This window comes from Candidatus Arthromitus sp. SFB-mouse-Japan (assembly GCF_000270205.1).
Lineage (GTDB): Bacteria > Bacillota > Clostridia > Clostridiales > Clostridiaceae > Dwaynesavagella.
On the sequence record NC_015913.1, the window covers coordinates 341120 to 366810 of the forward strand.

Consider the following 25691-nt stretch of genomic DNA (forward strand, 5'->3'; position numbering starts at 1 on the left):
TTAATTTAGCATCCTTTTTATTATAATTAAATTAAAAAATATGTATAAGTATGGGAAAATGGTTATAATTTAAATATAATTTAAATTTTGCATTATTTATTAGATATTTCATTGTAGAATATTGGAGGGAAGAATGAGGAGAACTAATATTTTTAGTAGGGAGTATGAAAGGAGAATAAGGAAAAAGCGCTTTTTTATATTAATAATAATTTTAACTATTTTGGTTATGGTTGTATTATATATGGTTAATTTTTCTGAGGTAAATAATTATGTAAGAGATAGATATTACTCAATTATATCTAAGGAAATTGTTAATATTAGTGAAGCAGAATCTGATAATTATAATATAAATGATGTAAGCAACATTAATGAAGAAACTCATACTCCCTTGGAAGAAAATATTTATAATAGTGAAAGTGATAAATTAATACATAATGTTGTTTTAGGAAATGATGAAATAAATATTTTATATACAAAGGATGACAATAATGTTCAGTATTTTGGATTAGAAGATAGTTTAGATTTTAAGTATAGTTTTGATATATCCCCAGATAATCTAAAGATTTTAATAGAAAATAATATTACTCAAGATACATATATGATTGATGAATCATTTAATACATTTAAGTTAGATCCAGAATTTTTTTATTCTAATTCGGCTAGAAGTAGATTTTATAAGGAAGATATAAAGAATACATATGAGGGATATTCTTGGTACAAAGGAGCCAGATTTTTAGATAATAATACTGTAGTATACATTAGTAATCTACCATGGTTTGGTAAAAATGAAGAGTATATATGGAGAACAGATGTGAGTGACACTCAGGATATAAAGCATTTTATGACGAGTATAGCGGGTGAAAATATTGAGTTTGGAGAGTTGACAGAGCAGGGGATTAAAGTTAATATAAATAATGAAATGAAGTTATTAACATTTTCTTTTGTTCTTAATTAAGAATTTTATATTGGTTTTAATAATTTATTGGTTTATATATTTTTCAGAAGTATTGGTTAATCGGGAGGAGTTTTGTAATGAACGTTCAGTTAAATAATCTTGAAAATAGTAGGGTAGAATTTATTATTAAGATAGATAAGAAAGAATTTTCTGATGCTATACAGATGTCTTTTAAGAAAAATGTTTCTAAATATAATATACCAGGATTTAGAAAAGGTAAAATTCCGTTTGAAATATTCAGGAAAATGATTGGAGTCGAGGCGCTTTATAATGATGCTGCAAATATTTTGATAGAGAGAACTTATAAAAATGCTGTTGAAGATCATAAGGTTGAAGTTGTAGATTATCCTAGTATAGATATTATAAATTGTAAAGGGGGAGAAGACTTTGAATATAAAGCAACTGTATATGTTAAACCGAATGTAGTACTTGGAGAGTATAAGTATTTAGATGTAGAGGAAGTTAGCTATGAAGTAAATGATAATGATATTGAACAAGAATTGCAAAATTTAAGAGAAAAAAATGCACGCTTAATTTTAAAAGATGGGACTATAGAGAATGGTGATATAGTTGTAATAGATTTTAAGGGATTTATAGATAATGAACCGTTTGATGGTGGAGAAGCTAAGGATTATAATTTAGTGATAGGATCAAATAGTTTTATAGATAATTTTGAAGATCAGCTTATTGGTAAATCTAAGGGTGATAAGGTAGATGTAAATGTTGTGTTTCCAATTGACTATGGTGTTGATAAATTAAAGGGTAAAGAGGCTAAATTTGAAGTTAATATAAATGAAATAAAAGTTAAAGAATTAGAAGAATTGGATGATAATTTTGCAAAAACTTATTCTGAATTTAGTACTTTAGATGAATTGAAAAATAGCATAAGAGAGAAGAAAATTAAAGATAATGATACGAAGCAAAAATATGAGTTTGAGAATTCTGTTATAGAGAAAGTGTGTAGTAATTCCCAAGTTGATATTCCTGAACCAATGATACAAAGTGAAATTGATAGACTTATACATGATTTTGAGAATAAAGTAAAGTACCAAGGCACAACTTTAGAACAATATTGTCAATATTATGGTATAGGTTTGGATGATATAAGAAATAATTTTAGAGATAGGGCAGTTAAACAAGTTTTATCTAATTTGGTTATAGAAGAGATATCTAAAAAAGAAAATATATCAGTAAATGGGGATGAGCTTGATGTCAAGGCATTAGAATTAGCTAAGATGTACTCTCATGATGAGGAAAAAATTAGTTCTATTAAAGAGAGTCTTTTATCATCATATAAGGATTCTTTAAAGAGAGATATAGTTATGTCAAAGACTGTAGAATTTTTAGTAAATCAAAATAAAAAAAGAGGTATTAAATAGAGTGTATTTTAAAGGAGGAGACTTATGGCTTTAGTACCTATAGTTGTTGAGCAGACAAGTAAGGGTGAACGCTCTTACGATATATATTCAAGGTTATTAAAAGAACGTATAATCTTTTTAGGAGATGAGGTAAATGATGTTACCGCGAGTTTAGTAGTTGCTCAATTATTATTTTTAGAAAGTGAAGATACAGATAAGGATATACATTTATATATAAATAGCCCTGGAGGGTCTATAACAGCAGGTATGGCTATATATGATACTATGCAATATATAAAGCCAGATGTATCCACAATTTGTATAGGTATGGCTGCATCTATGGGAGCATTTTTATTATCTTCTGGAGCTAAGGGTAAGAGATTTGCATTACCAAATAGTGAGATAATGATACATCAACCATTAGGTGGGTTTAGAGGTCAAGCAACAGACATAGATATACATGCAAGAAGAATATTAAGAATGAAGAATGATTTAAATAAAATATTGAGTGAAAATACAGGTAAATCACTATCCCAAATAGAGTTAGATGTTGAGAGGGATCATTTTTTGAGTTCTTATGAAGCTAAGGAATATGGATTAATAGATAATGTTATAAGTAAGAAGAAATAATATTTATTGAGTCTATTTGCGGGGTGTAGTTATGGCGAAATTAGATGAAAGCAAGCAATTAAAATGTTCTTTCTGTGGTAAAAATCAGGAGCAAGTGAGGAGGTTAATTGCTGGTCCTGGGGTATATATATGTGATGAATGTATAAATTTATGTTCAGAAATAATAACAGATGATTGTGTAGATGAACAAAAGGTTGAGGTATCTAAGGTACCTAAACCTATGGAGATAAAGGATTATTTAGATCAATATATTATAGGTCAGGATAAAGCAAAGAGATCAGTGTCAGTAGCTATATATAATCATTATAAGAGAATTAATTCACTTATAAAAGATAATAGCGTTGAGATACAAAAAAGTAATATATTATTACTGGGACCAACTGGTTCTGGAAAGACTTTAATAGCCCAAACTTTGGCAAAATTTTTGAATGTACCATTTGCTATAGCTGATGCTACGACGTTAACTGAAGCTGGATATGTTGGAGAAGATGTAGAAAATATATTGTTGAAGTTGATACAGAATGCGGATTATGATATAGAGCGTGCTGAAAAAGGCATAATATATATAGATGAAATAGATAAAATTGCTAGAAAGTCTGAAAATCCTTCTATAACTAGGGATGTATCTGGCGAAGGTGTTCAACAGGCACTACTTAAGATATTGGAAGGTACGGTAGCATCTGTACCACCACAGGGTGGGAGAAAGCATCCGCATCAGGAATTTATACAAATAAATACTTCTAATATATTATTTATTTGTGGTGGTGCTTTTGATGGTATGGAAAGGATTATAGAGCAAAGAATTAATGTTAGAGCTATGGGATTTGGAGCGGATATAAGTTCTAAGGAGAATAAGGAATTAGATAAAATATTTGCTAATATATTACCAGAAGATTTATTGAAGTTTGGATTAATACCTGAGTTTATAGGGCGTTTACCTATACTTGTTTCATTAAATGCATTAACTGTGGATGCATTAGTTAGAATATTAAAAGAACCTAAAAATGCTATAGTAAAGCAATATAAGAAATTATTTGAATATGATGAGGTTGAATTAGAGTTTGAAGAGAAAGCGCTCGAATGTATATCGAGGAAAGCTATTAGTAGGAATACTGGAGCTAGAGGTCTTAGAACTATAGTTGAAGATTTGCTGATTGATGTTATGTATAATATACCTTCAGATAAAAATATAGATAAAGTTGTAGTAACTGAAAGGAGTGTAGATGATAAAAAAATAGATATTTTTTATAAAAAAGATGGAAAAGGTAATAATGACATAGAAAGTGCTTAGTTAAATAAAAATGTTAAGTAGGATTTAGAATGTTTATATATGATAGTAAATTTATAAAATCAGCAGTAAGTTGTAAAGATTTTCCTAATGATGGATTAAAGGAAATAGCTATTGTAGGAAGGTCTAATGTAGGTAAGTCTAGTTTAATAAATTCGTTATTACAACGTAAAAGGATAGCAAAGGTTAGTTCTACTCCAGGTAAAACAAGGACTTTAAATTTTTTTTTGATAAATAATTCATTCTATCTAGTAGATTTACCTGGATACGGTTACGCTAAGGTTTCTAAAAGTGAAAGGGATTCGTGGAAGTATATAGCAGAATCATATTTTAATAATAGAGTGTATATAGATAGGGTTATACTTTTAATAGATTCGAGGCATGATCCGTTTGAAAGTGATGTAACGATGTATAATTGGATTAATAGTTTGAATTATAAGATAGATATTATAGCCACTAAATCTGATAAATTAAGCTATTCTCAGATTAAAAAAAATGAGCATATTTTTAAGAGACAGTTTAGTAAGTCTAATATATTATTTTACTCCTCTTTGAAAAATTATAATAGGGATGAATTGGTAAATTTTATATTTTCATAGATTAAAAAGTATATTATTTTTAGATAATATACTTTTTTTATTGTAGCATATTTTATTTTTATACATAAAATTATTATATAAATTATAAAATTAAGAGGAGATTAATAATGGATTTTATGAATTTTATGAATCAAGTTGGCAATAATTGTGAAGTAGGCCATAGAAATCATATTCACGATAATTGTGGATGCTGTTCACCAAACATTGGAAATCATCATAATGGATTTTCTGGTTTATTACCATTACTTTTTTTATCTGGTTTGGGTCAGACATCAAGCTGTAATTTAGGCAATATGGTTTGTTATCCAAATCAATGTCAAACACAACAATATGTAACCCCTACTTCTGTACCTTGTTTTAATAATGGATTAAAATATAAAACTAAAAAAGTTAGACAAGCATATATGGAAGTTCCTGTTTCAACTTATCAGGTAGCTCAACCTTACTACCCTTATCCGCAACAATTACCAATAACTGCAAATATGGGTTCTATAAATGGTAATAGGTGTTCATTTGATTTATCTACTATTCTATTATTTTTGCTTTTATGTAGTAGAAATAATAATAGATGTATGAATGTATGTAATCCACCACATCATAATAGACCATGTGGAAGTTGTTCAACTGAAATATAATTATTAAGAAATAATTATAAAAATATATGTTCAATTTTTATAGATTGAAATATTAGGAGGGCCTTTTGCCCTCCTAAATATATATATAGGGGTGTATTTATATGTCAAAACGCAAAAAGTCCTATGATAGAGCAGAATATGAAAATAATTATTATAATAATAGACTTATAGATAGTAATTATGTAGGTAATAATTTTAATCCATATTTAAATACTAAATTTCAATTTAATAATTTTAATGATATTTATAATAATTTGAATAATATTATGGATGTACTTAATAATGTAGATATTAATAATTTGAATAACATTTTTTCTTTATTATCTAATGGTTTTGATATTAATAATAATTTTAATGTTGAGAATAAAACGAATAATATATTTGATGAAATTCATAATAAAAATGAAATAATTATTAACTTTTTAAATTCTTTAAAACCTTTATTGGGAATTGAATTTGGTAATATAATAGATAGATTTATAGATTTTTATATGGAAGAAATAAATTCTGAGAAAGGTTGTATGTAAATTATTTTAAGATATGTATAATTTTATTGAAAATTGAAATAATATAAATGTAAATGGAGATGATATTTTTCTCCACTAATCCCCCTTTAATAAGACCATCTTTTGTTGATGGTCTTATATTTTTTGTAGAGATTTTTATATTTATTATCATGGTGGAATAAAGTAAAGGATTTAGAGATATATAAATTTTAAAAAATTAGAAATTTATATTATATATTATACTTTATTGAATATGATGATTTTGTTTGGGATGTATATGTTTAAATATTTATCACATTCTACAGTTTTCTTATAGTGTTATTTGAATATATTAATGTTATTATTCTTGTTAAAAATAAATCGTATATTATAAATATAGTAGAAAATATGAGTATTCCTGTTAGCATAATAAAAGGTGTTATTTTTATAGGAAAAAATAATTTAGAATACATAAAAAATATGGGTAAAAATATTACGTTAAAATATAGTATTTTAAGTGTAAGTTCAAGCTTTATATTATTTAATCTTTCTATGTAAAACTTTATTAAGGGATATGAACCGAAAAAGATAAAATATATAATACTATATTCAATTATACCTAATATTAAAGAGGATATTATAGATGATACCATTATTAACAATGAATGCTTACTTCCAAATTTTATTATCGATATGCAAATTAATAATGAGGATAAAGTTAATAAGCTTAAATCTGCAGTTGATATTAACCTACATAATATAAAAAGCATTACTGTAAGAGATGTCATTATTGAGGATTTTGTTAATTTATGTGTATTTTTCATTAACAGCAAGTTATAAAATCACAGCCACAACATTCGCAACATGAATCTATACACCATAATGTACAACAAGTATCGCAGCATCCATATCCATGATTTGTAGTAACTCTTTTTGAATAGGTTTTTCTAAATTGATTGTTTATGTTTTCAAATGAGTTGTAAGCATTGCTATATTCGAAGTTATTGGGCTCTAAATTATATGCGATTTCAAAGTGATTTCTACTCTTATCATACCAGCCTTCTTTGTAGTATATCTGACCCATTAAATAATTCCATTCTGCATTTCTATCTTCAATTTTCCAAAGTTTATTTTTTGCTTCATCTAGTTTGTTTAAATTTATCAATTCTCTAATTTGTGATAGTGATATTCTTTGATTATTAGGATTAATAAATAAATTATTCATTAAATAATCGTAGGCACTGTTTAACTCTGAGATTTTTTTATTTATTTCTTCATAGTTTGAGCTGTTGTTAATAAGTTGTTCATTATATATATTAATTAAGTTTTTATAGGAGGATTTTACTTGATCTAATGATGCATTTTCATGCAATTTTAATATTTCAAAATATTTTTTATACATTCATAGACACTTCCTTTTTATTATTGCAATTAAAGTTATTTATGATTTTATCTGTTTTAAAAGGCATTCCTAATTGTAGTATATTTTCAATTAAATCATAGTTTTTATTTAATTTCAAATACTTAAAATTTTCAAGACAATTGTAGTTAACATGAGTTAAGAGTGGATAATATTTATCTTGTATTGACTTTTTAAATTTTTCTATGTTTATTTTTTCTTTTGTAATATTATGTATATGAATTATGGGATTAAAGGAGCTAGTTTTGAGATCTTTTTCTATATCATTTAGTGAATCTATTATATATATCCATTTACCTAGACTGTAAGATAGTCTATTTATATGTACTAGGGTTTTATTGTCGAAATCATTAAATTTACAATAAAAATTAAATATTTCTTTCATTAGATTGCTAAATGGATGTGCATATTCGTCTATTGATAAAATTTTATTTTTATTTTCAAGTTCTTTTAAATTTTTCAGATGATTATTTATTTTATGTTTAATATTATTAAGATAGTTTGGTAAATTTTGCATATATTTATTGGAAATTGGGAGAAGTATTTTTGAAAGTAAATTATTTTCATCATTAATATCGTCAACAATTTTATTATGTGTTAAAATTATATTTATGTGACTTGAGTATTCTATGCTAGATATATTTTTCATTATATATTTTTTTTCAATTGGATGAATCAAGCATACCTTTTTTTCTATAACTGGTTTTTTAATTGAGAAACTATCAAGGAATATAGCCATAAAAGTTATATCGAAATTAAGGCTTATTCTCGGGATATTTCCATAATTTTTTTTAATTGTGTGACATAGGCTACAATAATAGCTTTTAAATGTGTTATAGTGTTTTAATTTTAAATCCATTTTAAATGGATATATATATCCAAACATTTTACATTAACCTTTCCTAACATTTTTTATCTTAAGAGTATAACATAAAAAAGTAATTATTAAATAAAAATTGTGTAATAAAAATAAATATTAAATTTATTAGATTAGATAATTTATTCGGAGGTGATGGTATATGGAATGTTATTTTTTGTCAACTTCGGTTGAAATTGTAGAATGCTTTAAAGAATGTGTTTATTATAATGTGAATAAAGAAAATCCAGCTGAAGATTGTCCTTTTGCACAGGTATTTAATGGGAAAAGTTATAGAGATTCAGATCAACAAGCTATAAATAATTAGTAAAAATCAAATTATTTACATAGAATCTAAGTATTTTTGATTTTAAAATACTTAGATTTTTTATAGATAAAATCATTTTAGTATTGTAATATTTATTTATATATTTATTTTGGAGTTGGTTATTTTGTTGAATAATATAGATTTTTTGAAAGAGGCTATAAACTTAAGAAATGAGATTATAAATCATAGAAGGCATTTTCATAAGCATCCTGAGATGGGATTCGAAGAGTTTGAAACGTGTAGAACAATATTAAATTATTTGAATCATTTGGGAATTGAAAATAAAGTTTTATCAGGAACAGGGATTGTGGCTATTATAAACGGGAAAGAGAAAGGAAAAACAATTGCACTTAGATCTGATTTGGATGCACTTCCAATTGACGATTTAAAAAATGTAGAATATTCATCAAAGATATCGGGTAAGATGCATGCCTGTGGACATGACGGTCATATTTCAATTTTAATGGGTGTAGCTAGAATACTTAATAATCATAAAGATAAGTTTAAAGGTAGTGTAAAACTTATTTTTGAGCCTGCTGAAGAAACTGTAGGTGGAGCTAAATTTATGATTAGAGATGGTGTTTTAGATAACCCTAAAGTTGATGCTATAGTGGGATTACATGTTTCTGAGCTTATAGACTCAGGATGTATTGGAATGAAATATGGAGTTGTTAATGCTGCTTCTAATCCATTTGAGATAATTATTAAAGGGAAAGGTGGACATGGAGCACATCCAGAAGATTGTATTGATCCTATAGTTGCTGCATGTAACATTGTTACATCTCTTCAAACTATTATAAGTAGAGAAATTAGTCCACACAATCCATCTGTTTTAACTATAGGGAAATTTATTGGTGGGACGGCACCTAATATTATTCCTGAGGAAGTTAAACTTGAAGGAGTTATTAGAACTTTAACCAAAGAAGATAGAGCAATGGTGATAAAGAGATTGAGGGAGATATGTAATGGTATTGCTGTGTCTATGAGGGTTAATGTTGAGGTTGAAATAGTAGATGGATACCCATGTTTGTATAATGATGATAAAATGGTATTTTTGGGAGAAAGAGTATTTAAAAAGGTAATAGGTGATGAAAATGTAATTATGGATATAAATCCATCTATGGGAGTTGAAAGTTTTGCATATTTCTCTCAAGAAGTGCCCTCACTTTTTTATTTTTTAGGTACAAGAAATATATCAAAAGGTATTATTCATCCAGCTCATGGAGGATTGTTTGATTTAGATGAAGAAGGTCTTGTGCTCGGAGTTGCACTCCAAAGTGCGATAGCGTTTAGTTATTTAAATAATTTAGATTAGGAGAAATAATGAAACAGGAGATTAGAATTGGTGGTAATGAGAAGAACCAAAGATTAGATAAGTTTTTAAGGAAATTATTTAAAAATGTTGAATTAAATTTAATATTCAGGGATATAAGAAAGGGGAATATACGAGTTAACGGTAAGAAACAAAAGATAAATTATAAGATACAAGAAAATGATATTTTGAGAATATTTGGATATTATTATAAGTTAGGTAATGATAGTCAAGGTATAGATACTGAAGAATATGTAGAATATAATAAACCAAAGATATGTTATGAAGATTCAAATATATTGGTTGTAGTGAAGAATATTGATACTCTAGTTCATTCAGATGGTAACCGTGATACAAAAGATTTAAGTAAAGATGTTAGGATGTATTTGTCTAAGAAAAAAGATATTAATTTAAATAATAATTTGATTTTTAATCCATCACCTGTAAACAGATTGGATAGAAATACTTATGGATTAGTTATATTTGGAAAAAATAATTTAGCTACAAGAGAGTTATGTGAACTTATTAAGGATAGAATAATCTCTAAGTATTATAGAGTTCTTGTTGAAGGTAAAATAAAAGATGGGATTTATACTGCATACATAAAAAAGGATAGTAAATTGAATAAATCAATAGTATATAAGTATAAAATACCGGAATCCAAGGAAATACAAATGGAAGTTAGGGTTATTGATACAAATGGTGTAGTTAGTTTGTTAGAGATAAATTTAATAACTGGAAGAAGTCACCAGATAAGAAGCCACCTTCAATTTTTAAATAATCCAATAGTTGGAGATATAAAATATGGCAATAAAGGATTAAAGAACTATTTTTTCAACAAATATGGAGTACAAAATCAGTTGTTATTTGCATATAAATTGTCCTTTAATGGAATAGATGAAAATATGAGCATAAATTATTTAAATAGTAAGGTGATAGTGGCACCGCTGCCGTCACAATTTAAAAGGATTATAAAACAGGAATTTAAAATTACAATTTAGAGGGATAGCACAATGAAAGAACAATCTACTGGTAGGAGTTTTATATCTTTATCTTTTGCAAGTATTCTTGTAAAAATTATGTCCCTTTTATATGTTCCAATAATTATAAGAATATTGGGAGATGAAGGATATGGGATTTATTTAGCTTCTTATGATATATTCAGTCTAATATATGTTATAACAAATTCTGGTATGCAAATCGCTATATCTAAGCAAATTGCTGAATTTGTTGCTATTAATGAATCGCAAAACATTTTAAAAGCATTTCAGATTGGGAATAGGATCCTATTTATTATAGGTTTTGTAGGTTCCATTGTTTTATTTTTAATTGCCAAACCAATTTCTTCATTGATAGGTAGTGAAAGAGCATATTTAGGAATTTTATTTCTATCTCCAACTATATTTTTCACATCTATATTAGCGGGGTATAGGGGATTATTTCAAGGTATATCAAATATGACACCCATAGCATTATCTCAAGTGCTTGAACAAATATGTAATATTTTTATAAGTATATTTTGTGCGTCGATGCTGGTAAATAATAGTTTAGAATTAGGAGCTGCAGGAGGTACAGTTGGTACTACAGTTGGTGCGATTATAGCTATTATATTTTTATGTATGACTATGAGGAAACAAAGAATATTGTATAATTTGAACATATCGGTGCCATATTTAAATTGTGAACTTGAGAGGAGAGAAAGCGATTCTACAAAAGATATAATATTTACATTTTTTAAATATGGTATACCTGTAATATTGACATCTGGAATACAGTATGTGGGGGCTGTTATAGATTTAGCTCTTGTTAAAAATAGACTTATGTTTGCTGGTTTTGATTACTCAACAGGGGATATTTTATATGGGTTACTTGGGAAATATAAAACTCTTATATATGTACCACTTGCTATTATTGCGGCTTTATCTGCAGCAGTTATACCTAGTTTGGTTAAATCTGTCGTACTTAAGGATAGAAATAATTTATTTAAAAAAATAAGATTTGCATTAAAGACAAGTTTATCAATATCAATACCTTCGTGTGTTGGATTAGCTTTGTTAAGTAGACCGATATATCTTATTTTATTTTCTACAGAGTATAGTAGTGGATATACCTTAATGCTTTATGGATCTAGTCTTGTAGTATTTATGTCTATTGTGCAAATTCAAACTACTATACTTCAAGGATTAAACAAATTTTATTCGGTATTTACAAGTTTATTTATTGGTGTCTTATTAAAATTATTGAGCAATTATTTTTTAGTTGGCATACCGAGTATAAATATAAATGGGGCTATTATAGGGAGTATAGTTGGATTTTTAGTACCTATGATTATAAATGGTATATTGATTAAAAAATATATAGGATTTAAGGGTATGGGTTTAATAAATAGTATAAAGCCATTCATTTCTTCTATTGTGATGGGTATTTTTATAATAATATTTTATAAATTTAATTCATTTTTATTTATGAATAATAATTCTATTATAATTAAATATTTAACTTTTGGTTTAGTAGTGATATTTGGATGTATAGTATATTTTGTATTTATAGTTGTTTTGAGATATTTTAATAAGGAAGATTTGGAATTTATACCTTCGTCTATTATTAGAATTATACCTAAAAAAATAATGAGTAAATTCTTTAATTAGGAATTTACTCATTATTTTTATTTAATATTAAATGGGCGTTGTCTTATATCACGGACGAGAGTTATTCCAAAAGCACCGAAGCCACAGAAAATTATTAATAGGTTTTGTATAATATCAAACTTAGGTGGTATATAAGATTTTATTAAATATAGTACTAATATCATCAATATACCTAAAAGTATATAAATGATATATTTTGTTATTTCTAGTTTAATTTTAATGTTCTTTTTAATTTCTTTAACATTTAAAATTATGGATAAACATGAATCTACTATTATTGCTATAGCGTAGCTAAATATATTTATTTTTGTAAAACCAGCTAATATATATATGATTAAAATTTCTATTATTGAACATATTAGAGAATTTAATAATATTTTATTTTGTTTGCCTAGTCCGTTTAAAATACTGTATGTAGTTATTGAAATGAAAAATACTGGAGTTACGATACTTGCAAACCAAATATATGATCCTAAATCAGTTCTCTTATAGAACATATATGATAATTCATCTGGTATTACAAAACATATAACCATAGTTGCAAGCCCGAGTATAAATGATATTTTTATTACTTCTCGTATTCTCTTTTCAGCAGACTTAATTTCATTTTTGCTTATGGACTTTGATAAATCTGGAATTAATAAAGTAGAGATCGAACTTATTATTATAAGTGGAAATAGTACAATATTTAGAGCCATACCATTGAATTTACCTATTACGGATAAGGCTTGTGTATAATTAAGACCAGATTTAATAAGTCTTCTGGGGATTATAAGTGTTGTTAATGTACTTAATAGTGTTGTAATTAAACCATTTATACATAATGGAAATGCTATTTTTAACATATCTTTTAATAATCTTCTTTTTGTAGTGGATATAGGTAGATTATTATTATATTTATTTTTAATTTTCCTATAATAAGAGTATAAAAAAACATAGCTTAGAAATTCGCCTATACAGATCGATACATATGCTGCAGTTACTGTAGCTTCTACAGTTTTTAAATTAAATGATTTAATGACTATTATCAATACTATTATACGTATAGATTTTTCTAATATATCGATTATAGATGGTATATTTATTTGGGATGTACCGTAGAAGTATCCCTTAAGTATATTTGATATAGAAATAAATATCATAGCAGGGCAAATTATTTTAATAGAAGTAATTATTCTTATATCTTTTATTATAAATTTGGCAATAATAGGGGCAAGAGTATATACGATTATTGCAATTATTAGTGACCATATCAGAGTAAATATCATTGATGTTTTTATTGTTATATTAACTTTATTAAAGTACTTATTATCAAAATATATAGAAGTTAGCCTTGATATAGCAGCTAATATACCACCACACATTAGACATATGAAAAGATTGTATATGGGCATAAGAAGACCATATAATCCTAAGGCTTCAGCACCAAGTTCTTTTGAAAGAATAATTGAGAATATAAAACCTAATATACCTGTTAATATATTTGAAGAGCTCAAAATAAAAGATTTTTTATAGAAATTTCTATTTTCCAAAAATTATACCTCCTTTTTACAGAATATTATATTAAAAAGGTATTATAGAAAAAAAAATTTATTCTTAATTAAATTTAGGGATAATGTTTTTGTTAAATAATCCGTAATACATATTAGGAAGAAAGTGTTAAATAATATATTTGTGATATTACATTATGTAAATATATATTTTTAAATAAGTTATGGAGATATGTTAAGTTATTTGATATAATTTTGATAATTATTATTAGATTGTTATTTTGTATATTAAGTTAATTTAGTAAATAAAGTCGAGTTTATATATATTAGGATTAAATTCCAATAGAGTGAGAGGGGAAAGTCGTATGGGTAGAGTTGAGTTAACGTATGGAAGAGCAGTTAAAAAAATAATGGGTATTACAAATCCTATAAAAAAGGTGTTAATGAAGACTCATTGCATTACACATAAATTTATAAATAATAATTCTATACAAATATTGAATAATGAAAGTTTATATAATATCAGTATTTTTATGAAAAAATATATGAATTTTATAAATGATGGTGTTGTTTGGGCGGATCAGGATTACAAAAGTAGTAACCATTTTTATAATATAGATACGTTAAGAGGATTATATGGATTTTCTGATCTTTTAAATGAATTTAAAAAGTATTATAGAACAGCAATGTATTATTTGGATAAAAATAAAATTGAAAAATGCATGTTTTATGTAGGGGTATGTTTACACCTTATACAGGACTCAACGGTTCCTCAACATGGAAGTGGAGATTTATTTAAGGAACATAGGACATTTGAACTTTGGATAATATCTAAGATATATGATGAAGATAAATTTAATATAGAATCAGGTGTTGTCAGATTTAATAGAATTGATGATTATATTGTTAAAAACATAGTATTTTCTCAAAATGTTAGTATGATTAATAAAAATATAAGTGATAGAGAGATACGGTATATGAATATAGCTTGTGAAATTTTGAGGAGAGCACATGAAACTACGGCTGGATTTTTAATTGATATATATGAGAAAATAAATAATGTGATTTAAAAAAGAGATATCCTAACATTTATTGGGATATCTTTTGTTTTGTGGTACATAATAATTGTTGTATTGGATTTGTATTTTTATTTTGAGTGTTGTATTATAGTATTTAGTTACTTAAATTTACTAGATTATTTATTTAATTTTTGGGTAAAAATATATGAAAATGAATATAAAAAATTAGGAATATTAGCTTAAATTATTGTATATTTTTATTTCTATCACGATATTAATTTATAAAATTGGGGTGATAATTTTATGGATATTAATGTTATACAGGAAATACAGCGTGCTGAGGAACAGGCAACTTTGATTTTAGATAAATCTAGAGATGATAGTAAGAAAATACTTAACGATGCTTTGATTAGAGCTAACAATGAGTATAATACTATAATTGATTTAGCTAATATAGAGTATAAAAAAATATTACAAGATTATGAAAATCAAGGGAAAAATGCAGTTACAAATTTAGATAGTAAGCATCATACATTTGAAGTATCCAGTATTTCTAATGATAAAAGAGAATTAGCTATAAATAAGATAATGCAGGAGATTATTAATTTATGGCAATAGTTAAAATGAAGAAATTTTCTTTATATTTCTTAGAGAGTGATAAAGAAAGAATTTTAAATGAATTACAAGCATTTGGAGGATTGGAATTTAATAATTTTGATAAATGTATTGATGGTAAAGAAGATAAGAAATTATCAGATATATTAGGTAAATTAAGACATTTAGAGTTGGATAATCAGAATATAGCTTTTGAGCAAAACTTGAATAAATTGAAGTATTGCTTAGATGTTTTAAAACCTTATGCGAATAAAAAATCTATGTTAAAGGTATTAACAGATGATAAATTAGAGATAGAATATCCCAAACTTGTAGAACATATGGAAAATAATAATTGGGAAAGAGTGTACAATAATTTACAGGAAATAAATAGTAGAATAGTCGAACTAGATTCTGAGTATTTAAAGTGCATGTCCGAAATAGATACAATTAAATATTGGAGAAATATAAGGGGCAATATTAAAGATTATAATAATTTAAAATATTCTACATGTTTTTTAGGTAATATTTCTAAACAATTCGAAAATGAAATAATAAATAAATTTGAACAAGATTTTAAATATTCATTTATTGACTTAGTTCATTCTACCCAAAAGGATTCATATTTTTTGATTGTAATTCACAATGATTTTAAGGATGAAGTATTGGAATTTTTAAAGAATAGAGGATTTAACTTTCAGACATTTCATTATAATACTAGTATTAATGAATGTTTACGTAACCTTGAAGAGAGTAAGAAAAATATATCAATAGAGAAAGATAGATTGAAAAAAAGTATAGAGAAGTATTCAAGTAATTATCTAGATTTGCAATATGCTTATGAATATTTTAATTCAAATAAGGAAAAAGCACATTTGTTACAAAAATTTGTGAGAAGTGATTCTGTTATAATTTCACAAGGGTATGTAGAAAGTGATAATGTGGTAAATTTAGAGAAATGTTTATTAGATATTAAGGAACTTGATTTTTATTTGCATATTGAGGATATAAATGATGAAGATATATTGGATGTACCAGTAAAGTTAAGTAATGGTTATGTAGCAGCACCTTTTGAAGGAGTTGTAGAGATGTATAGCTATCCCATATATAGTGAAATCGATCCTTCTCCTGTAATATCTGTGTTTTTTATAGTGTTTTTTGGCATGATGCTTGCAGATGCAGGATATGGAATTTTAATGGTGTTGATATCAATATTTTTATATATAAAGTCTAAAACTAGAGAGAAGAAAAATAGTTATAGATTATTTATATTTTCTGGTATATCTACTACTATATGGGGTGTATTGTATGGAGCATATTTTGGTGATCTATTAGAAAGATATTTTGGAATAAATGTACCAGTAGTGCTTGATGTAAATAACGATATAATGACAATATTTTTGATTGCTATTGCATTTGGGTTTGTACATTTAGTTTTAGGTTTAATTATGAAGGCTATAGTTTATTTTAAAAATGGGAAAATTATAGATATTTTATATGATGTTTTACCATGGTTAATGATTTTAGTAGGTGTTTTGATAATTGCATTACAAAATGTTATAACGTTTATTGCACCTCAAATACCAGGTATTATTATTGGTTTAGGGATATTAATTTTGTTATTTACCCAAGGAAGAGATGCGGAAAGTTTGGTAGGGAAGATAGGTGGAGGAGTTTATGGAGTTTATGGAATAAGCTCATATCTAGGAGATATAATTTCATATTCCAGGTTATTAGCATTAGGATTAGCTTCTGGATTTATTGCAAATGCTTTTAATATAATGGGTGGCTTGATTCCGTTTCCATTTAATATAATAATAACTCCACTTATGTTAATACCGTTACATTTATTTAATTTGGGTATAAATGCGTTAGGTACTTATGTACATTCGTCTAGATTGCAATACCTAGAATTTTTTGGGAAATTTTATTCAGGTGGCGGAAGAAAGTTTATGCCATTTAAGTATACAGATGAGTATATAAGAATTAAAAAATAATAATTGTTTTAAAATAGGAGGAAAAATAATATGACATTTTCAGATTTTTTAGTACAATATGGTGGTTTAATATTAGCTTTGTTAGGAGCAGCTTTATGTGTTGGGTTATCAGGGACTGGGTCAGCTAAGGGAGTATCTATTGCAGGTCAAGCTTCAGCCGGATTATTATCTGAAGAACCAGAGAAGTTTGGCCAAACGATATTATTAACGGCATTACCAGGAACACAAGGCTTATTTGGATTTGTTATCGCATTATTAATTTTTCTTAATTCAGGTGTTTTTAATGCTCAATTTCCACAGGTTGCGCAAGGATTTCAGTTTTTTATGGCTGGATTACCTATGGGATTAACAGGGTTATTTTCTGGAATAGCACAAGGGAAGGTTTGTGCAGCTGCAGTACAGATATTAGCTAAAAATCCAAAGCATACAACTAAGGGTGTAATATATGCTACATTAGTTGAAACTTATGCTGTTTTAGGTTTTGTTGCTTCATTATTTATGGTTTTATTTTTTAAATAGATTTGGAGTGATTTAAAGCATGTCAAATTATAAAAATTTAATTAACAGAATTATAGATGATGCTGAAATTAAAAAAAATGAAATAGTAAATAGGGCTAATGATGAAGCAAATAAAATAATAGATAATAAGATCATTGAGGCAAATAAGATTAGGGAACAGATAATTTTTAAGGCTCATAGTGATGGGGAACAATTAAAAAATAAAATAATTTTTAAATCTGAATCTAATATTAGAAAAAGTAGATTAAATTTTAAGAAGCAAATTTTAGATGATTTATTTATGGAATCTTTAGAAAGATTGATAAAGTTAGATAAAATCGAATTAAAAAATTATATAAGTTATACATTAAATAATTTAGATTTAGAGGGTGAATATGTACTAATAATTCCTAAAAATTATAGTAGTTATGATTTTGAAGATTTAATAAACTTTAGTAGTTATAAGTTTACAATAACAAAAATAAAACCATCTGATATTTTGAAAGGTGGTTTTATTCTAGAAAAAGATGGTGCTCTTATAAATTATTCTTTTGAAATTATAATGGAATTTATTAGAGAAGAAATTGAATTTGAAGTATCTAAAATTTTATTTGATTGAGGAGGTATATTATGGATAAATACTCGTATTTAGATGTTATACCTAAGATCAGAGTTTATGAAAAAAATTTAATAGATAATTCAATAATGGATAGGATGTTATCATCTAATAATATAGATGAATTATTAAGATTTTTATCAGAAACTACTTATAGTAGAAATGTAGATGGAGATATTACTCCTTTTAATTATGAAAAGGTACTTACTACTGAATTAGATAGTTTATTTACTGATATGAATAGTGTACTTAAAAATAATAATTTAATAAATATTTTCACATTAAAATATTTATATAACAATTTAAAAATAATGTTAAAAAGTAAGTTATTAGATATTGATTCATCTAATTTAACGTTCGAGTTTAATGTTATTAATAATTTAGGTATATATGAAGCTGTATATAATGAAAATTATAAATATTTAGAGGAAAGAATTAGTAGTATTATCAAATTATTAATGAATAATTTTAATGATAATAAAGATCTTAGTGAGATAGATATTATGTTGGATAAATTTATGTTTGAAGATTTGAAAAAAAAATCGCGTGAAATTGGAGATAGTTTTATAATTAGTTATATAGATAAGTTAATTGATATATTTAATGTTAAAGCGTTATTTAGGATTAAAAAACTTGGATTAGATAAAAAAATATTAGATAGAGTAATTTGTGTTTCAGGAAATATAGATTTGGAAAGAATAAAATCTCTATTTATAGAAATTAATGATAATTTATTGATAAAATTTTCGAGTATTTATATATACAAATATATCAAAAGTGGAATTGAGAAATTTATTGATAACAATGAGGTTAGTTTGTTAGATATAGAACTAGATAATTATTTAATGAATTTCCTAAAAAAAGGTAAGATATTTACATCTGGACTATCTCCTATTGTAGGATATATCAATGCTAAGGAGATGGAAGTAAGGAATCTTAGACTTATTATAATGAGTAAAATTAATAACATTCCTTCAGAAGTTATAAGGGGGAGGTTAGTAGTAAATTATGTATAGTATTGGGATTATAGGTGATAAAGATTCTGTATTTTCTTTTAAGGCTTTGGGTGTTGAGACTTTTTTTTGTAATGAAAGAGATACAGATGGATGTATTCAGATCATAAAAAAATTAATATCTATGAATTATGGAGTTATATTTATTACTGAAAATATAGCTAGAGGTGTATTGGATGTAATAGATAGATACCAGAAACATTATCTTCCGGTTATAGTTCTAATACCAGGTAGTCAAGGAAGTTTAGGAATTGGTATTTCTAGATTAAATGATAACGTTGAGAAAGCTATTGGTATAAATATTTTATAGAAAGGAGATATAAGGTTTGGATAATGGTAAAATTATTAAGGTTGCTGGACCATTAGTTATTGCTGAAGGTTTAGGTAATATCAAAATTTATGATGTTGTAAAAGTTGGTAAGAGAAAATTAATAGGTGAAGTAATAGAGATTAGATATAATCAAGCGTCTATACAGGTATATGAAGAAACATCTGGTATAGGTCCTGGAGATGAAGTAATATCTACAGGAGAGCCACTTAGTGTTGAGTTAGGACCTGGATTAATAGAGTCAATGTTTGATGGTATACAAAGACCATTAGAGGAGTATATGAAAGTATCTAATTCAAGTTTTTTAGAGAGAGGTGTAGAATTATTTTCTCTAAATAGAGAAAAAGTATGGGATTTTAAGCAGAGTGTTAATGTAGGAGATAAGGTTTCTACTGGAGATGTAATAGGTACTGTACAAGAAACACCATTGATTTTACATAAAATAATGGTACCTTATAATACGACAGGTATAGTTAAGGAAATAAAGACAGGGGAATTTAATATTACAGAAATTATATGTGTAATAAGTACAGATAATGGCGATAAAGAAATAAGCATGTTACAAAAATGGCCTGTGAGAAGAGGTAGGCCTTATGTTAAAAAATTGAAGCCAGAAGAACCCCTGATAACTGGTCAAAGAGTAATAGATACTTTTTTTCCTGTTAGCAAGGGTGGTAGTGCATCAGTTCCTGGACCTTTTGGTGCTGGGAAAACTGTCGTTCAACATCAAATTGCTAAGTGGGGAGATTCGGATATAGTTGTATATGTAGGATGTGGTGAGAGAGGAAATGAAATGACAGATGTTCTAATGGAATTTCCTGAACTTATAGATCCTAAGACTAATCAAAGTATAATGAAACGTACTGTTTTAATTGCCAATACATCTAATATGCCAGTTGCTGCTAGGGAAGCATGTATATATACTGGTATAACAATAGCAGAATATTTTAGAGATATGGGATATTCTGTTTCGATTATGGCAGATTCAACATCTAGGTGGGCCGAAGCCTTAAGAGAAATGTCAGGAAGATTAGAAGAAATGCCGGGAGATGAAGGATATCCTGCTTATCTGGGATCTAGATTAGCTGAATTTTATGAAAGAGCTGGAAAAGTAGTATGTTTTGGAAATGATGAGAGAATTGGTGCTATTACTGCTATTGGAGCTGTATCTCCGCCAGGTGGAGATTTGTCTGAGCCAGTAACGCAAGCGACTTTAAGGATAGTTAAGGTTTTTTGGGGACTAGATGCTCAATTAGCATATAAGAGGCATTTTCCAGCTATTAATTGGTTAAATTCGTATTCTTTATATGCGGATAGTGTAGGGAAATCAATTGAGAAAAATAATATTTATAGTAACTGGAATTTAATGAGATCTGAGGCCATGGAATTATTACAAGAAGAGTCTCAATTAGAAGAAATAGTTAGATTAGTTGGGGTTGATGCATTGTCAGATAAAGATAGATTAAAATTAGAATCTGCTAAGTCGATTAGGGAAGATTATTTGCAACAAAATGGATTTCATGAAGTGGATACTTTTTCATCAATTGAAAAGCAATATAAGATGTTATCAGCAATATTAAAATTTAAATCTCAAGCAGAATGTGCTTTAGAATCAGGAGTATATTTAGAAAAAATACTAGAATTACCTATAAGAGATAAAATAGCAAGATTAAAGTATGTGCCTGAAAAAGATATAAATAAAATCGATGATGTAGTAGAAGATTTAGAAATGGACATAAAAAATTTGATTGAGAAGGAGGGAGTAATCGGTGATTAAGGAATATAGCACTATTAGAGAGGTTGTTGGACCGCTTATGATGGTTGATGAAGTGTTTGGAGTAAAATATGATGAACTAGTGGATATAGAACTTGGTAATGGTGAGAAGAGAAGAGGTAAAGTATTAGAAGTTAATGGTTCAAAAGCTATGGTTCAGATTTTTGAAGGTTCTAGTGGAATATCTCCGTTTATGACTAAATGTAAATTTCTAGCAAGACCTCTACAATTAGGTGTATCTGAGGATATGTTAGGTAGAGTTTTTGATGGTATGGGTAAACCTAAGGATAATGGACCAGATATAATTCCTGAGTTTAAAAGAGATATAAATGGGATAGCGATTAATCCTGTTGCAAGAGATTACCCATCAGAATTTATACAGACCGGTATATCAGCAATAGATCATTTAAATACTTTAGTTAGAGGACAGAAATTACCAGTATTCTCTGCTTCAGGATTACCACATTCTCAGTTAGCTGCACAAATTGCTAGGCAAGCAAGAGTTTTAAATTCAGATTCTAAGTTTGCCATTGTTTTTGCAGCTATGGGTATAACATTTGAGGAAGCACAATTCTTCATAGATGATTTTACAGAAACCGGAGCTATAGATAAGTCTGTATTATTTATGAATCTTGCTAATGACCCTGCTATAGAGAGAATAGCTACACCTAAAATGGCATTAACATGTGCTGAATATCTAGCCTATGATAAAGGGATGCATGTACTTGTTATAATGACAGATATGACTAATTATGCAGAGGCTCTTAGGGAAGTATCAGCAGCTAGAAAGGAAGTGCCTGGAAGAAGAGGATATCCTGGATATTTGTATACTGATTTATCCAATTTATATGAGAGAGCTGGAAGATTGAAAGGAAAATCAGGATCAATAACTCAGATACCTATTTTAACTATGCCTGAGGAGGATAAGACGCATCCAATTCCAGATTTAACTGGTTATATAACTGAAGGTCAAATAATTTTATCTAAAGAGTTATATAAAAAAGGTATATTTCCTCCTATAGATGTATTACCGTCTTTGTCCAGACTTAAGGATAAAGGAATTGGTAAAGGTAAGACAAGAGAGGATCATGCAGATACTATGAATCAATTATTTTCTGCGTATTCTCAAGGTAAGCAGGCTAAAGAATTATCTTCTATTCTTGGGGAATCAGCGTTATCGGAAATTGATTTGAAGTATGCCAAGTTTGCGGAAGCATTTGAAGGTAGATATTTGAATCAAGGATTTGATACAAATAGATCTATAGATGAAACTTTGAAATTGGGATGGGAATTATTAGGAATTATTCCAAGGTCAGAGCTTAAGAGAATTAGAGATGAGTATTTAGATAAATACTTTAAAATAGATCAAACTTAAGGATGATTTGTTATGAATAAATTGAATGTTAATCCAACAAGAATGGAGTTAACAAAATTAAAGAAGAGACTGTCTGTAGCTACTAGAGGATATAAACTTTTAAAAGATAAGCAAGATGAATTAATAAGGAGATTTATAATACTCATAAAGTATAATAATGACCTTAGAAAGAAAGTTGAGAATAAATTATCTGATTCTTTTAAAGATTTTGTAATATCACGAGGAATTTTAGGGAACGAATTTTTAGATGAAGCTATGATATATTCATCTAATAAAGTTAGATTAGATATTGGCACTAAAAATATAATGAGCGTTAATGTTCCAGTTTTAAAATTTGATGATGTTCCAAATTATTCAGATCGCATTCAATATGGATTTTTTAATACCAATTCCGAACTTGATAGTGCAATTATAAATTTAAGATCTATATTTTCAGAGTTACTTGAATTAGCAGAAGTTGAAAAATCATCTCAACTTATGGCAGATGAAATAGAGAAAACTAGACGTAGGGTAAATGCTTTGGAATATAGAACTATACCAGATTTGAAAGAAACAATAAAGTATATTAGAATGAAATTAGATGAGAATGAAAGGGGAGCATTAACAAGATTAATGAAGGTTAAGGATATAATTAATGATAGATAAGGTTAAGAGACTACTTTATATTTAGTGGTCTCTTAATGTCATTGGAATTTAATGATGTACAAACTATAATAATGATATGTATAAAAGGTAAGAATGATTAATAGATTAAAGTTTAATAATAGATTGATTTATATTTTACTATGGATTATTTTTATAATTATAATACCTGTTTATCTTGCCAATAATTTAGTAAAAAGTGTATTTTTTGTAACTGTAACTTCCAATTCTATGTATCCAACAGTGAAGAGTGGTGATAGGTTAATAATTTATAGAAATTATAGAAATATTAAGAGGAATGATATAATTGTATTTTATTCAGAAGAATTGGATAAGAATCTTATTAAAAGAGTTATAGCTGTCCCTGGAGATATTATAGATTTAGATGAAAATTTAAACCTTATGGTTAATGGAGAGAAGGTTGCTGAATCTAATTATTTTATTAATAGAAATTGTCTTATACATAATCAATTTGTTGTACCAGATGAATCATATTTTGTAATAGGAGATAATTTTGATAATTCATTTGATTCTAGATTTTGGAATAATAAATTTGTATGTAGTAATTCGATATTGGGACGTGCAGTTATATTATTTTATCCTATTGAAAGATTTAAGTATTTGTTTATATAGATTAATTGTGTATTAATAATTTAAAATATAATATAGTTTATTTTTTACTTAACTATATATGTAAATTGTTCATAATATATATATAAGATAATAAAAATTTTAGGGTTGATATTATGACTTATGCTTTGATATTGGCAGGTGGGAGAGGTCTAAGGTTATACCCACTTTCCAGAAGGAAAAAACCAAAACAGTTTTTAGATATGATAGAGGGTAAAAGTCTATTATATAATACTATTTCTCGGGTTTCTAAAATAATTAGCAGTGATAGGATATATATTGTTACAAATAAGGAATTTGTAGATAATGTTGTTTTAGAATCTATGAATTTTATAGATAAATCTAATATAATTATTGAACCTTATGATAAAGAAACTGCTGTATGTATTGCTCTAGCATCAGTTAAATTACTAAAAAAAGATAAAGATGCTAATATCTTAATATTTCCATCGGATCATTATATAAAAGAATGTGATAATTTTTATGAGGTTATAGATTGTGCTATTAATATATCAAATAGAAAGAGATATATAGTTACTATAGGAATTAAGCCTACTATGCCTAATATGGGATATGGGTATATAAAAATTGGAGAAAAATTGAATTATAATTGTAATTTAGATATATATAGAGTAGCTAATTTTATAGAAAAACCCAATTTTGAAATGGCAAAGGATTTTATATCAGCTGGCAATTATTTGTGGAATAGTGGTATTTTTTGTTTTAGGGCAGATATATATTTAGGAGAGGTGAAAAAATATTTACCTAATATATATAATTCTATGATTAAAATATATAAGACTATTGATGATAAAAATCAAGATTTTTTTGTAAATAGTATTTATTCTGAGTTAGATGCTATTTCTATAGATTTTGGCGTCATGCAAAAAACTAGGAGGGCATATGTCATTGAAGGATTATTTGAGTGGGATGACATAGGTAGTTTTACATCCCTTAAGAAATTTTTGTATTTGTATGATACTAATTTTGTTATGGGAAATGTTTTATGCGAAAAAAGTAAAAATTGTATAATTTTCGGTAATGATAATTTAACAATTACTTTTGGTGTTAAGGATCTTATTGTTGTTAATTCTGATAATGTTACTCTAATTTTAGATAAGAATAGAGAACAAGAGATGAAATATATTTCTAATATTTTAAGTGATAATGATAATTTTGATAAATTTATATAATGAATGTT

Annotated in this window: 27 protein-coding genes; 24 read left to right on the plus strand and 3 right to left on the minus strand. The window is 26.6% G+C overall.

Translation table 11 applies throughout. From position 1 onward, the window contains the following. Positions 1 to 133: 133 nt before the first annotated feature. The 8 genes from SFBM_RS01630 (at position 134) to SFBM_RS08040 (ending at position 6508) form a co-directional block, all read left to right on the plus strand. The gene (locus SFBM_RS01630; protein ID WP_014017839.1) at positions 134 to 955 is read left to right on the plus strand and encodes a hypothetical protein; all 822 of its coding nucleotides are present in this window, start codon (positions 134 to 136) and stop codon (positions 953 to 955) included. 77 nt (positions 956 to 1032) lie between these two features. Next, a complete protein-coding gene (gene tig, locus SFBM_RS01635) occupies positions 1033 to 2334 on the plus strand; it encodes a trigger factor (protein WP_005807118.1) in 1302 nt (433 codons plus the stop codon). Between the two features lie 24 nt (positions 2335 to 2358). Then, positions 2359 to 2943, plus strand: coding sequence for an ATP-dependent Clp endopeptidase proteolytic subunit ClpP (clpP, locus tag SFBM_RS01640; RefSeq protein WP_005807117.1), 585 nt, complete (start codon positions 2359 to 2361; stop codon positions 2941 to 2943). A gap of 31 nt (positions 2944 to 2974) precedes the next feature. Continuing rightward, complete coding sequence (gene clpX / locus SFBM_RS01645) at positions 2975 to 4234, plus strand: ATP-dependent Clp protease ATP-binding subunit ClpX (protein WP_005807114.1); 1260 nt, start codon at positions 2975 to 2977, stop codon at positions 4232 to 4234. 29 nt (positions 4235 to 4263) lie between these two features. Further along, positions 4264 to 4830 (plus strand): ribosome biogenesis GTP-binding protein YihA/YsxC, encoded by a 567-nt coding sequence (yihA, locus tag SFBM_RS01650; RefSeq protein WP_007440720.1) that lies wholly within the window; start codon positions 4264 to 4266, stop codon positions 4828 to 4830. A 107-nt stretch (positions 4831 to 4937) separates the two neighbouring features. Next, positions 4938 to 5465 carry a hypothetical protein gene (locus SFBM_RS01655; protein WP_005807108.1) on the plus strand — a complete coding sequence of 176 codons (528 nt, stop codon included), beginning with the start codon at positions 4938 to 4940 and terminating at the stop codon, positions 5463 to 5465. A 101-nt stretch (positions 5466 to 5566) separates the two neighbouring features. Beyond that, on the plus strand, positions 5567 to 5992 hold the full coding sequence (locus SFBM_RS01660) for a hypothetical protein (protein WP_007440721.1): 426 nt from the start codon (positions 5567 to 5569) through the stop codon (positions 5990 to 5992). 366 nt (positions 5993 to 6358) lie between these two features. Then, entirely contained in the window at positions 6359 to 6508 is a 150-nt protein-coding gene (locus SFBM_RS08040; RefSeq protein ID WP_173362454.1) for a hypothetical protein, read from the plus strand. Positions 6509 to 6773: 265 nt separating this feature from the next. On the opposite strand, the gene SFBM_RS01670 is transcribed toward SFBM_RS08040, so the two are convergent. Beyond that, complete coding sequence (locus tag SFBM_RS01670) at positions 6774 to 7352, minus strand: tetratricopeptide repeat protein (RefSeq protein ID WP_005807101.1); 579 nt, start codon at positions 7350 to 7352, stop codon at positions 6774 to 6776. Next, the gene (locus tag SFBM_RS01675) at positions 7345 to 8256 is read right to left on the minus strand and encodes a DUF5685 family protein (protein ID WP_005807099.1); all 912 of its coding nucleotides are present in this window, start codon (positions 8254 to 8256) and stop codon (positions 7345 to 7347) included. Before SFBM_RS01675 ends, SFBM_RS01670 begins: the two co-directional genes overlap by 8 nt. A gap of 133 nt (positions 8257 to 8389) precedes the next feature. Here SFBM_RS01675 and SFBM_RS08045 point away from each other — a divergent pair, with 133 nt between their 5' ends. From SFBM_RS08045 to SFBM_RS01690, 4 genes are all read left to right on the plus strand, one after another. Then, positions 8390 to 8554, plus strand: coding sequence for a hypothetical protein (locus SFBM_RS08045; RefSeq protein WP_005807098.1), 165 nt, complete (start codon positions 8390 to 8392; stop codon positions 8552 to 8554). A gap of 124 nt (positions 8555 to 8678) precedes the next feature. After that, positions 8679 to 9869 (plus strand): M20 metallopeptidase family protein, encoded by a 1191-nt coding sequence (locus SFBM_RS01680; protein ID WP_005807096.1) that lies wholly within the window; start codon positions 8679 to 8681, stop codon positions 9867 to 9869. A gap of 8 nt (positions 9870 to 9877) precedes the next feature. Next, positions 9878 to 10867 (plus strand): pseudouridine synthase, encoded by a 990-nt coding sequence (locus tag SFBM_RS01685; RefSeq protein WP_005807094.1) that lies wholly within the window; start codon positions 9878 to 9880, stop codon positions 10865 to 10867. Positions 10868 to 10879: 12 nt separating this feature from the next. Next, complete coding sequence (locus SFBM_RS01690) at positions 10880 to 12514, plus strand: putative polysaccharide biosynthesis protein (protein WP_005807092.1); 1635 nt, start codon at positions 10880 to 10882, stop codon at positions 12512 to 12514. A gap of 17 nt (positions 12515 to 12531) precedes the next feature. Here SFBM_RS01690 and spoVB read toward each other — a convergent pair whose 3' ends face one another. Further along, positions 12532 to 14046 (minus strand): stage V sporulation protein B, encoded by a 1515-nt coding sequence (gene spoVB / locus SFBM_RS01695; protein ID WP_005807090.1) that lies wholly within the window; start codon positions 14044 to 14046, stop codon positions 12532 to 12534. A 323-nt stretch (positions 14047 to 14369) separates the two neighbouring features. Between spoVB and SFBM_RS01700 the strand changes: the two genes are divergently transcribed. The 12 genes from SFBM_RS01700 (at position 14370) to SFBM_RS01755 (ending at position 25683) form a co-directional block, all read left to right on the plus strand. Continuing rightward, positions 14370 to 15074, plus strand: a complete 705-nt coding sequence (locus SFBM_RS01700; protein WP_007440689.1) for a zinc dependent phospholipase C family protein — start codon at positions 14370 to 14372, stop codon at positions 15072 to 15074. Between the two features lie 252 nt (positions 15075 to 15326). Then, complete coding sequence (locus SFBM_RS01705; protein ID WP_005807084.1) at positions 15327 to 15641, plus strand: hypothetical protein; 315 nt, start codon at positions 15327 to 15329, stop codon at positions 15639 to 15641. Next, positions 15632 to 17614 (plus strand): V-type ATP synthase subunit I, encoded by a 1983-nt coding sequence (locus SFBM_RS01710; RefSeq protein ID WP_005807082.1) that lies wholly within the window; start codon positions 15632 to 15634, stop codon positions 17612 to 17614. The genes SFBM_RS01705 and SFBM_RS01710 overlap by 10 nt, the downstream gene beginning before the upstream one ends. Positions 17615 to 17644: 30 nt before the next feature. Continuing rightward, positions 17645 to 18133, plus strand: a complete 489-nt coding sequence (locus SFBM_RS01715; protein ID WP_005807081.1) for a V-type ATP synthase subunit K — start codon at positions 17645 to 17647, stop codon at positions 18131 to 18133. Positions 18134 to 18152: 19 nt separating this feature from the next. After that, positions 18153 to 18731: a V-type ATP synthase subunit E gene (locus SFBM_RS01720; protein ID WP_005807079.1), complete on the plus strand. Its 579-nt coding sequence runs from the start codon at positions 18153 to 18155 to the stop codon at positions 18729 to 18731. 11 nt (positions 18732 to 18742) lie between these two features. Further along, positions 18743 to 19744 (plus strand): V-type ATP synthase subunit C, encoded by a 1002-nt coding sequence (locus SFBM_RS01725; protein WP_005807077.1) that lies wholly within the window; start codon positions 18743 to 18745, stop codon positions 19742 to 19744. Continuing rightward, a complete protein-coding gene (locus tag SFBM_RS01730) occupies positions 19737 to 20051 on the plus strand; it encodes a V-type ATP synthase subunit F (protein ID WP_005807075.1) in 315 nt (104 codons plus the stop codon). Before SFBM_RS01725 ends, SFBM_RS01730 begins: the two co-directional genes overlap by 8 nt. A gap of 16 nt (positions 20052 to 20067) precedes the next feature. Further along, positions 20068 to 21846 carry a V-type ATP synthase subunit A gene (locus SFBM_RS01735; protein WP_005807073.1) on the plus strand — a complete coding sequence of 593 codons (1779 nt, stop codon included), beginning with the start codon at positions 20068 to 20070 and terminating at the stop codon, positions 21844 to 21846. Continuing rightward, on the plus strand, positions 21839 to 23218 hold the full coding sequence (locus SFBM_RS01740; protein WP_005807071.1) for a V-type ATP synthase subunit B: 1380 nt from the start codon (positions 21839 to 21841) through the stop codon (positions 23216 to 23218). The genes SFBM_RS01735 and SFBM_RS01740 overlap by 8 nt, the downstream gene beginning before the upstream one ends. Positions 23219 to 23230: 12 nt before the next feature. Then, positions 23231 to 23863: a V-type ATP synthase subunit D gene (locus tag SFBM_RS01745; RefSeq protein WP_005807069.1), complete on the plus strand. Its 633-nt coding sequence runs from the start codon at positions 23231 to 23233 to the stop codon at positions 23861 to 23863. A 93-nt stretch (positions 23864 to 23956) separates the two neighbouring features. Beyond that, positions 23957 to 24493, plus strand: coding sequence for a signal peptidase I (lepB, locus tag SFBM_RS01750; protein ID WP_005807067.1), 537 nt, complete (start codon positions 23957 to 23959; stop codon positions 24491 to 24493). 113 nt (positions 24494 to 24606) lie between these two features. Next, positions 24607 to 25683 carry a mannose-1-phosphate guanylyltransferase gene (locus SFBM_RS01755; RefSeq protein ID WP_005807065.1) on the plus strand — a complete coding sequence of 359 codons (1077 nt, stop codon included), beginning with the start codon at positions 24607 to 24609 and terminating at the stop codon, positions 25681 to 25683. Positions 25684 to 25691 lie beyond the last annotated feature (8 nt).

What these genes read in the sequence shown, in the direction of transcription:
- SFBM_RS01630 (WP_014017839.1), top strand. Translation starts at nt 134, where the DNA reads ATGAGGAGAACTAATATTTTTAGTAGGGAGTATGAAAGGAGAATAAGG.
- tig (WP_005807118.1), top strand. Translation starts at nt 1,033, where the DNA reads ATGAACGTTCAGTTAAATAATCTTGAAAATAGTAGGGTAGAATTTATT.
- clpP (WP_005807117.1), top strand. Translation starts at nt 2,359, where the DNA reads ATGGCTTTAGTACCTATAGTTGTTGAGCAGACAAGTAAGGGTGAACGC.
- clpX (WP_005807114.1), top strand. Translation starts at nt 2,975, where the DNA reads ATGGCGAAATTAGATGAAAGCAAGCAATTAAAATGTTCTTTCTGTGGT.
- yihA (WP_007440720.1), top strand. Translation starts at nt 4,264, where the DNA reads ATGTTTATATATGATAGTAAATTTATAAAATCAGCAGTAAGTTGTAAA.
- SFBM_RS01655 (WP_005807108.1), top strand. Translation starts at nt 4,938, where the DNA reads ATGGATTTTATGAATTTTATGAATCAAGTTGGCAATAATTGTGAAGTA.
- SFBM_RS01660 (WP_007440721.1), top strand. Translation starts at nt 5,567, where the DNA reads ATGTCAAAACGCAAAAAGTCCTATGATAGAGCAGAATATGAAAATAAT.
- SFBM_RS08040 (WP_173362454.1), top strand. Translation starts at nt 6,359, where the DNA reads ATGAGTATTCCTGTTAGCATAATAAAAGGTGTTATTTTTATAGGAAAA.
- SFBM_RS01670 (WP_005807101.1), bottom strand. Translation starts at nt 7,352, where the DNA reads ATGTATAAAAAATATTTTGAAATATTAAAATTGCATGAAAATGCATCA.
- SFBM_RS01675 (WP_005807099.1), bottom strand. Translation starts at nt 8,256, where the DNA reads ATGTTTGGATATATATATCCATTTAAAATGGATTTAAAATTAAAACAC.
- SFBM_RS08045 (WP_005807098.1), top strand. Translation starts at nt 8,390, where the DNA reads ATGGAATGTTATTTTTTGTCAACTTCGGTTGAAATTGTAGAATGCTTT.
- SFBM_RS01685 (WP_005807094.1), top strand. Translation starts at nt 9,878, where the DNA reads ATGAAACAGGAGATTAGAATTGGTGGTAATGAGAAGAACCAAAGATTA.
- SFBM_RS01690 (WP_005807092.1), top strand. Translation starts at nt 10,880, where the DNA reads ATGAAAGAACAATCTACTGGTAGGAGTTTTATATCTTTATCTTTTGCA.
- SFBM_RS01700 (WP_007440689.1), top strand. Translation starts at nt 14,370, where the DNA reads ATGGGTAGAGTTGAGTTAACGTATGGAAGAGCAGTTAAAAAAATAATG.
- SFBM_RS01705 (WP_005807084.1), top strand. Translation starts at nt 15,327, where the DNA reads ATGGATATTAATGTTATACAGGAAATACAGCGTGCTGAGGAACAGGCA.
- SFBM_RS01710 (WP_005807082.1), top strand. Translation starts at nt 15,632, where the DNA reads ATGGCAATAGTTAAAATGAAGAAATTTTCTTTATATTTCTTAGAGAGT.
- SFBM_RS01715 (WP_005807081.1), top strand. Translation starts at nt 17,645, where the DNA reads ATGACATTTTCAGATTTTTTAGTACAATATGGTGGTTTAATATTAGCT.
- SFBM_RS01720 (WP_005807079.1), top strand. Translation starts at nt 18,153, where the DNA reads ATGTCAAATTATAAAAATTTAATTAACAGAATTATAGATGATGCTGAA.
- SFBM_RS01725 (WP_005807077.1), top strand. Translation starts at nt 18,743, where the DNA reads ATGGATAAATACTCGTATTTAGATGTTATACCTAAGATCAGAGTTTAT.
- SFBM_RS01730 (WP_005807075.1), top strand. Translation starts at nt 19,737, where the DNA reads ATGTATAGTATTGGGATTATAGGTGATAAAGATTCTGTATTTTCTTTT.
- SFBM_RS01745 (WP_005807069.1), top strand. Translation starts at nt 23,231, where the DNA reads ATGAATAAATTGAATGTTAATCCAACAAGAATGGAGTTAACAAAATTA.
- lepB (WP_005807067.1), top strand. Translation starts at nt 23,957, where the DNA reads ATGATTAATAGATTAAAGTTTAATAATAGATTGATTTATATTTTACTA.
- SFBM_RS01755 (WP_005807065.1), top strand. Translation starts at nt 24,607, where the DNA reads ATGACTTATGCTTTGATATTGGCAGGTGGGAGAGGTCTAAGGTTATAC.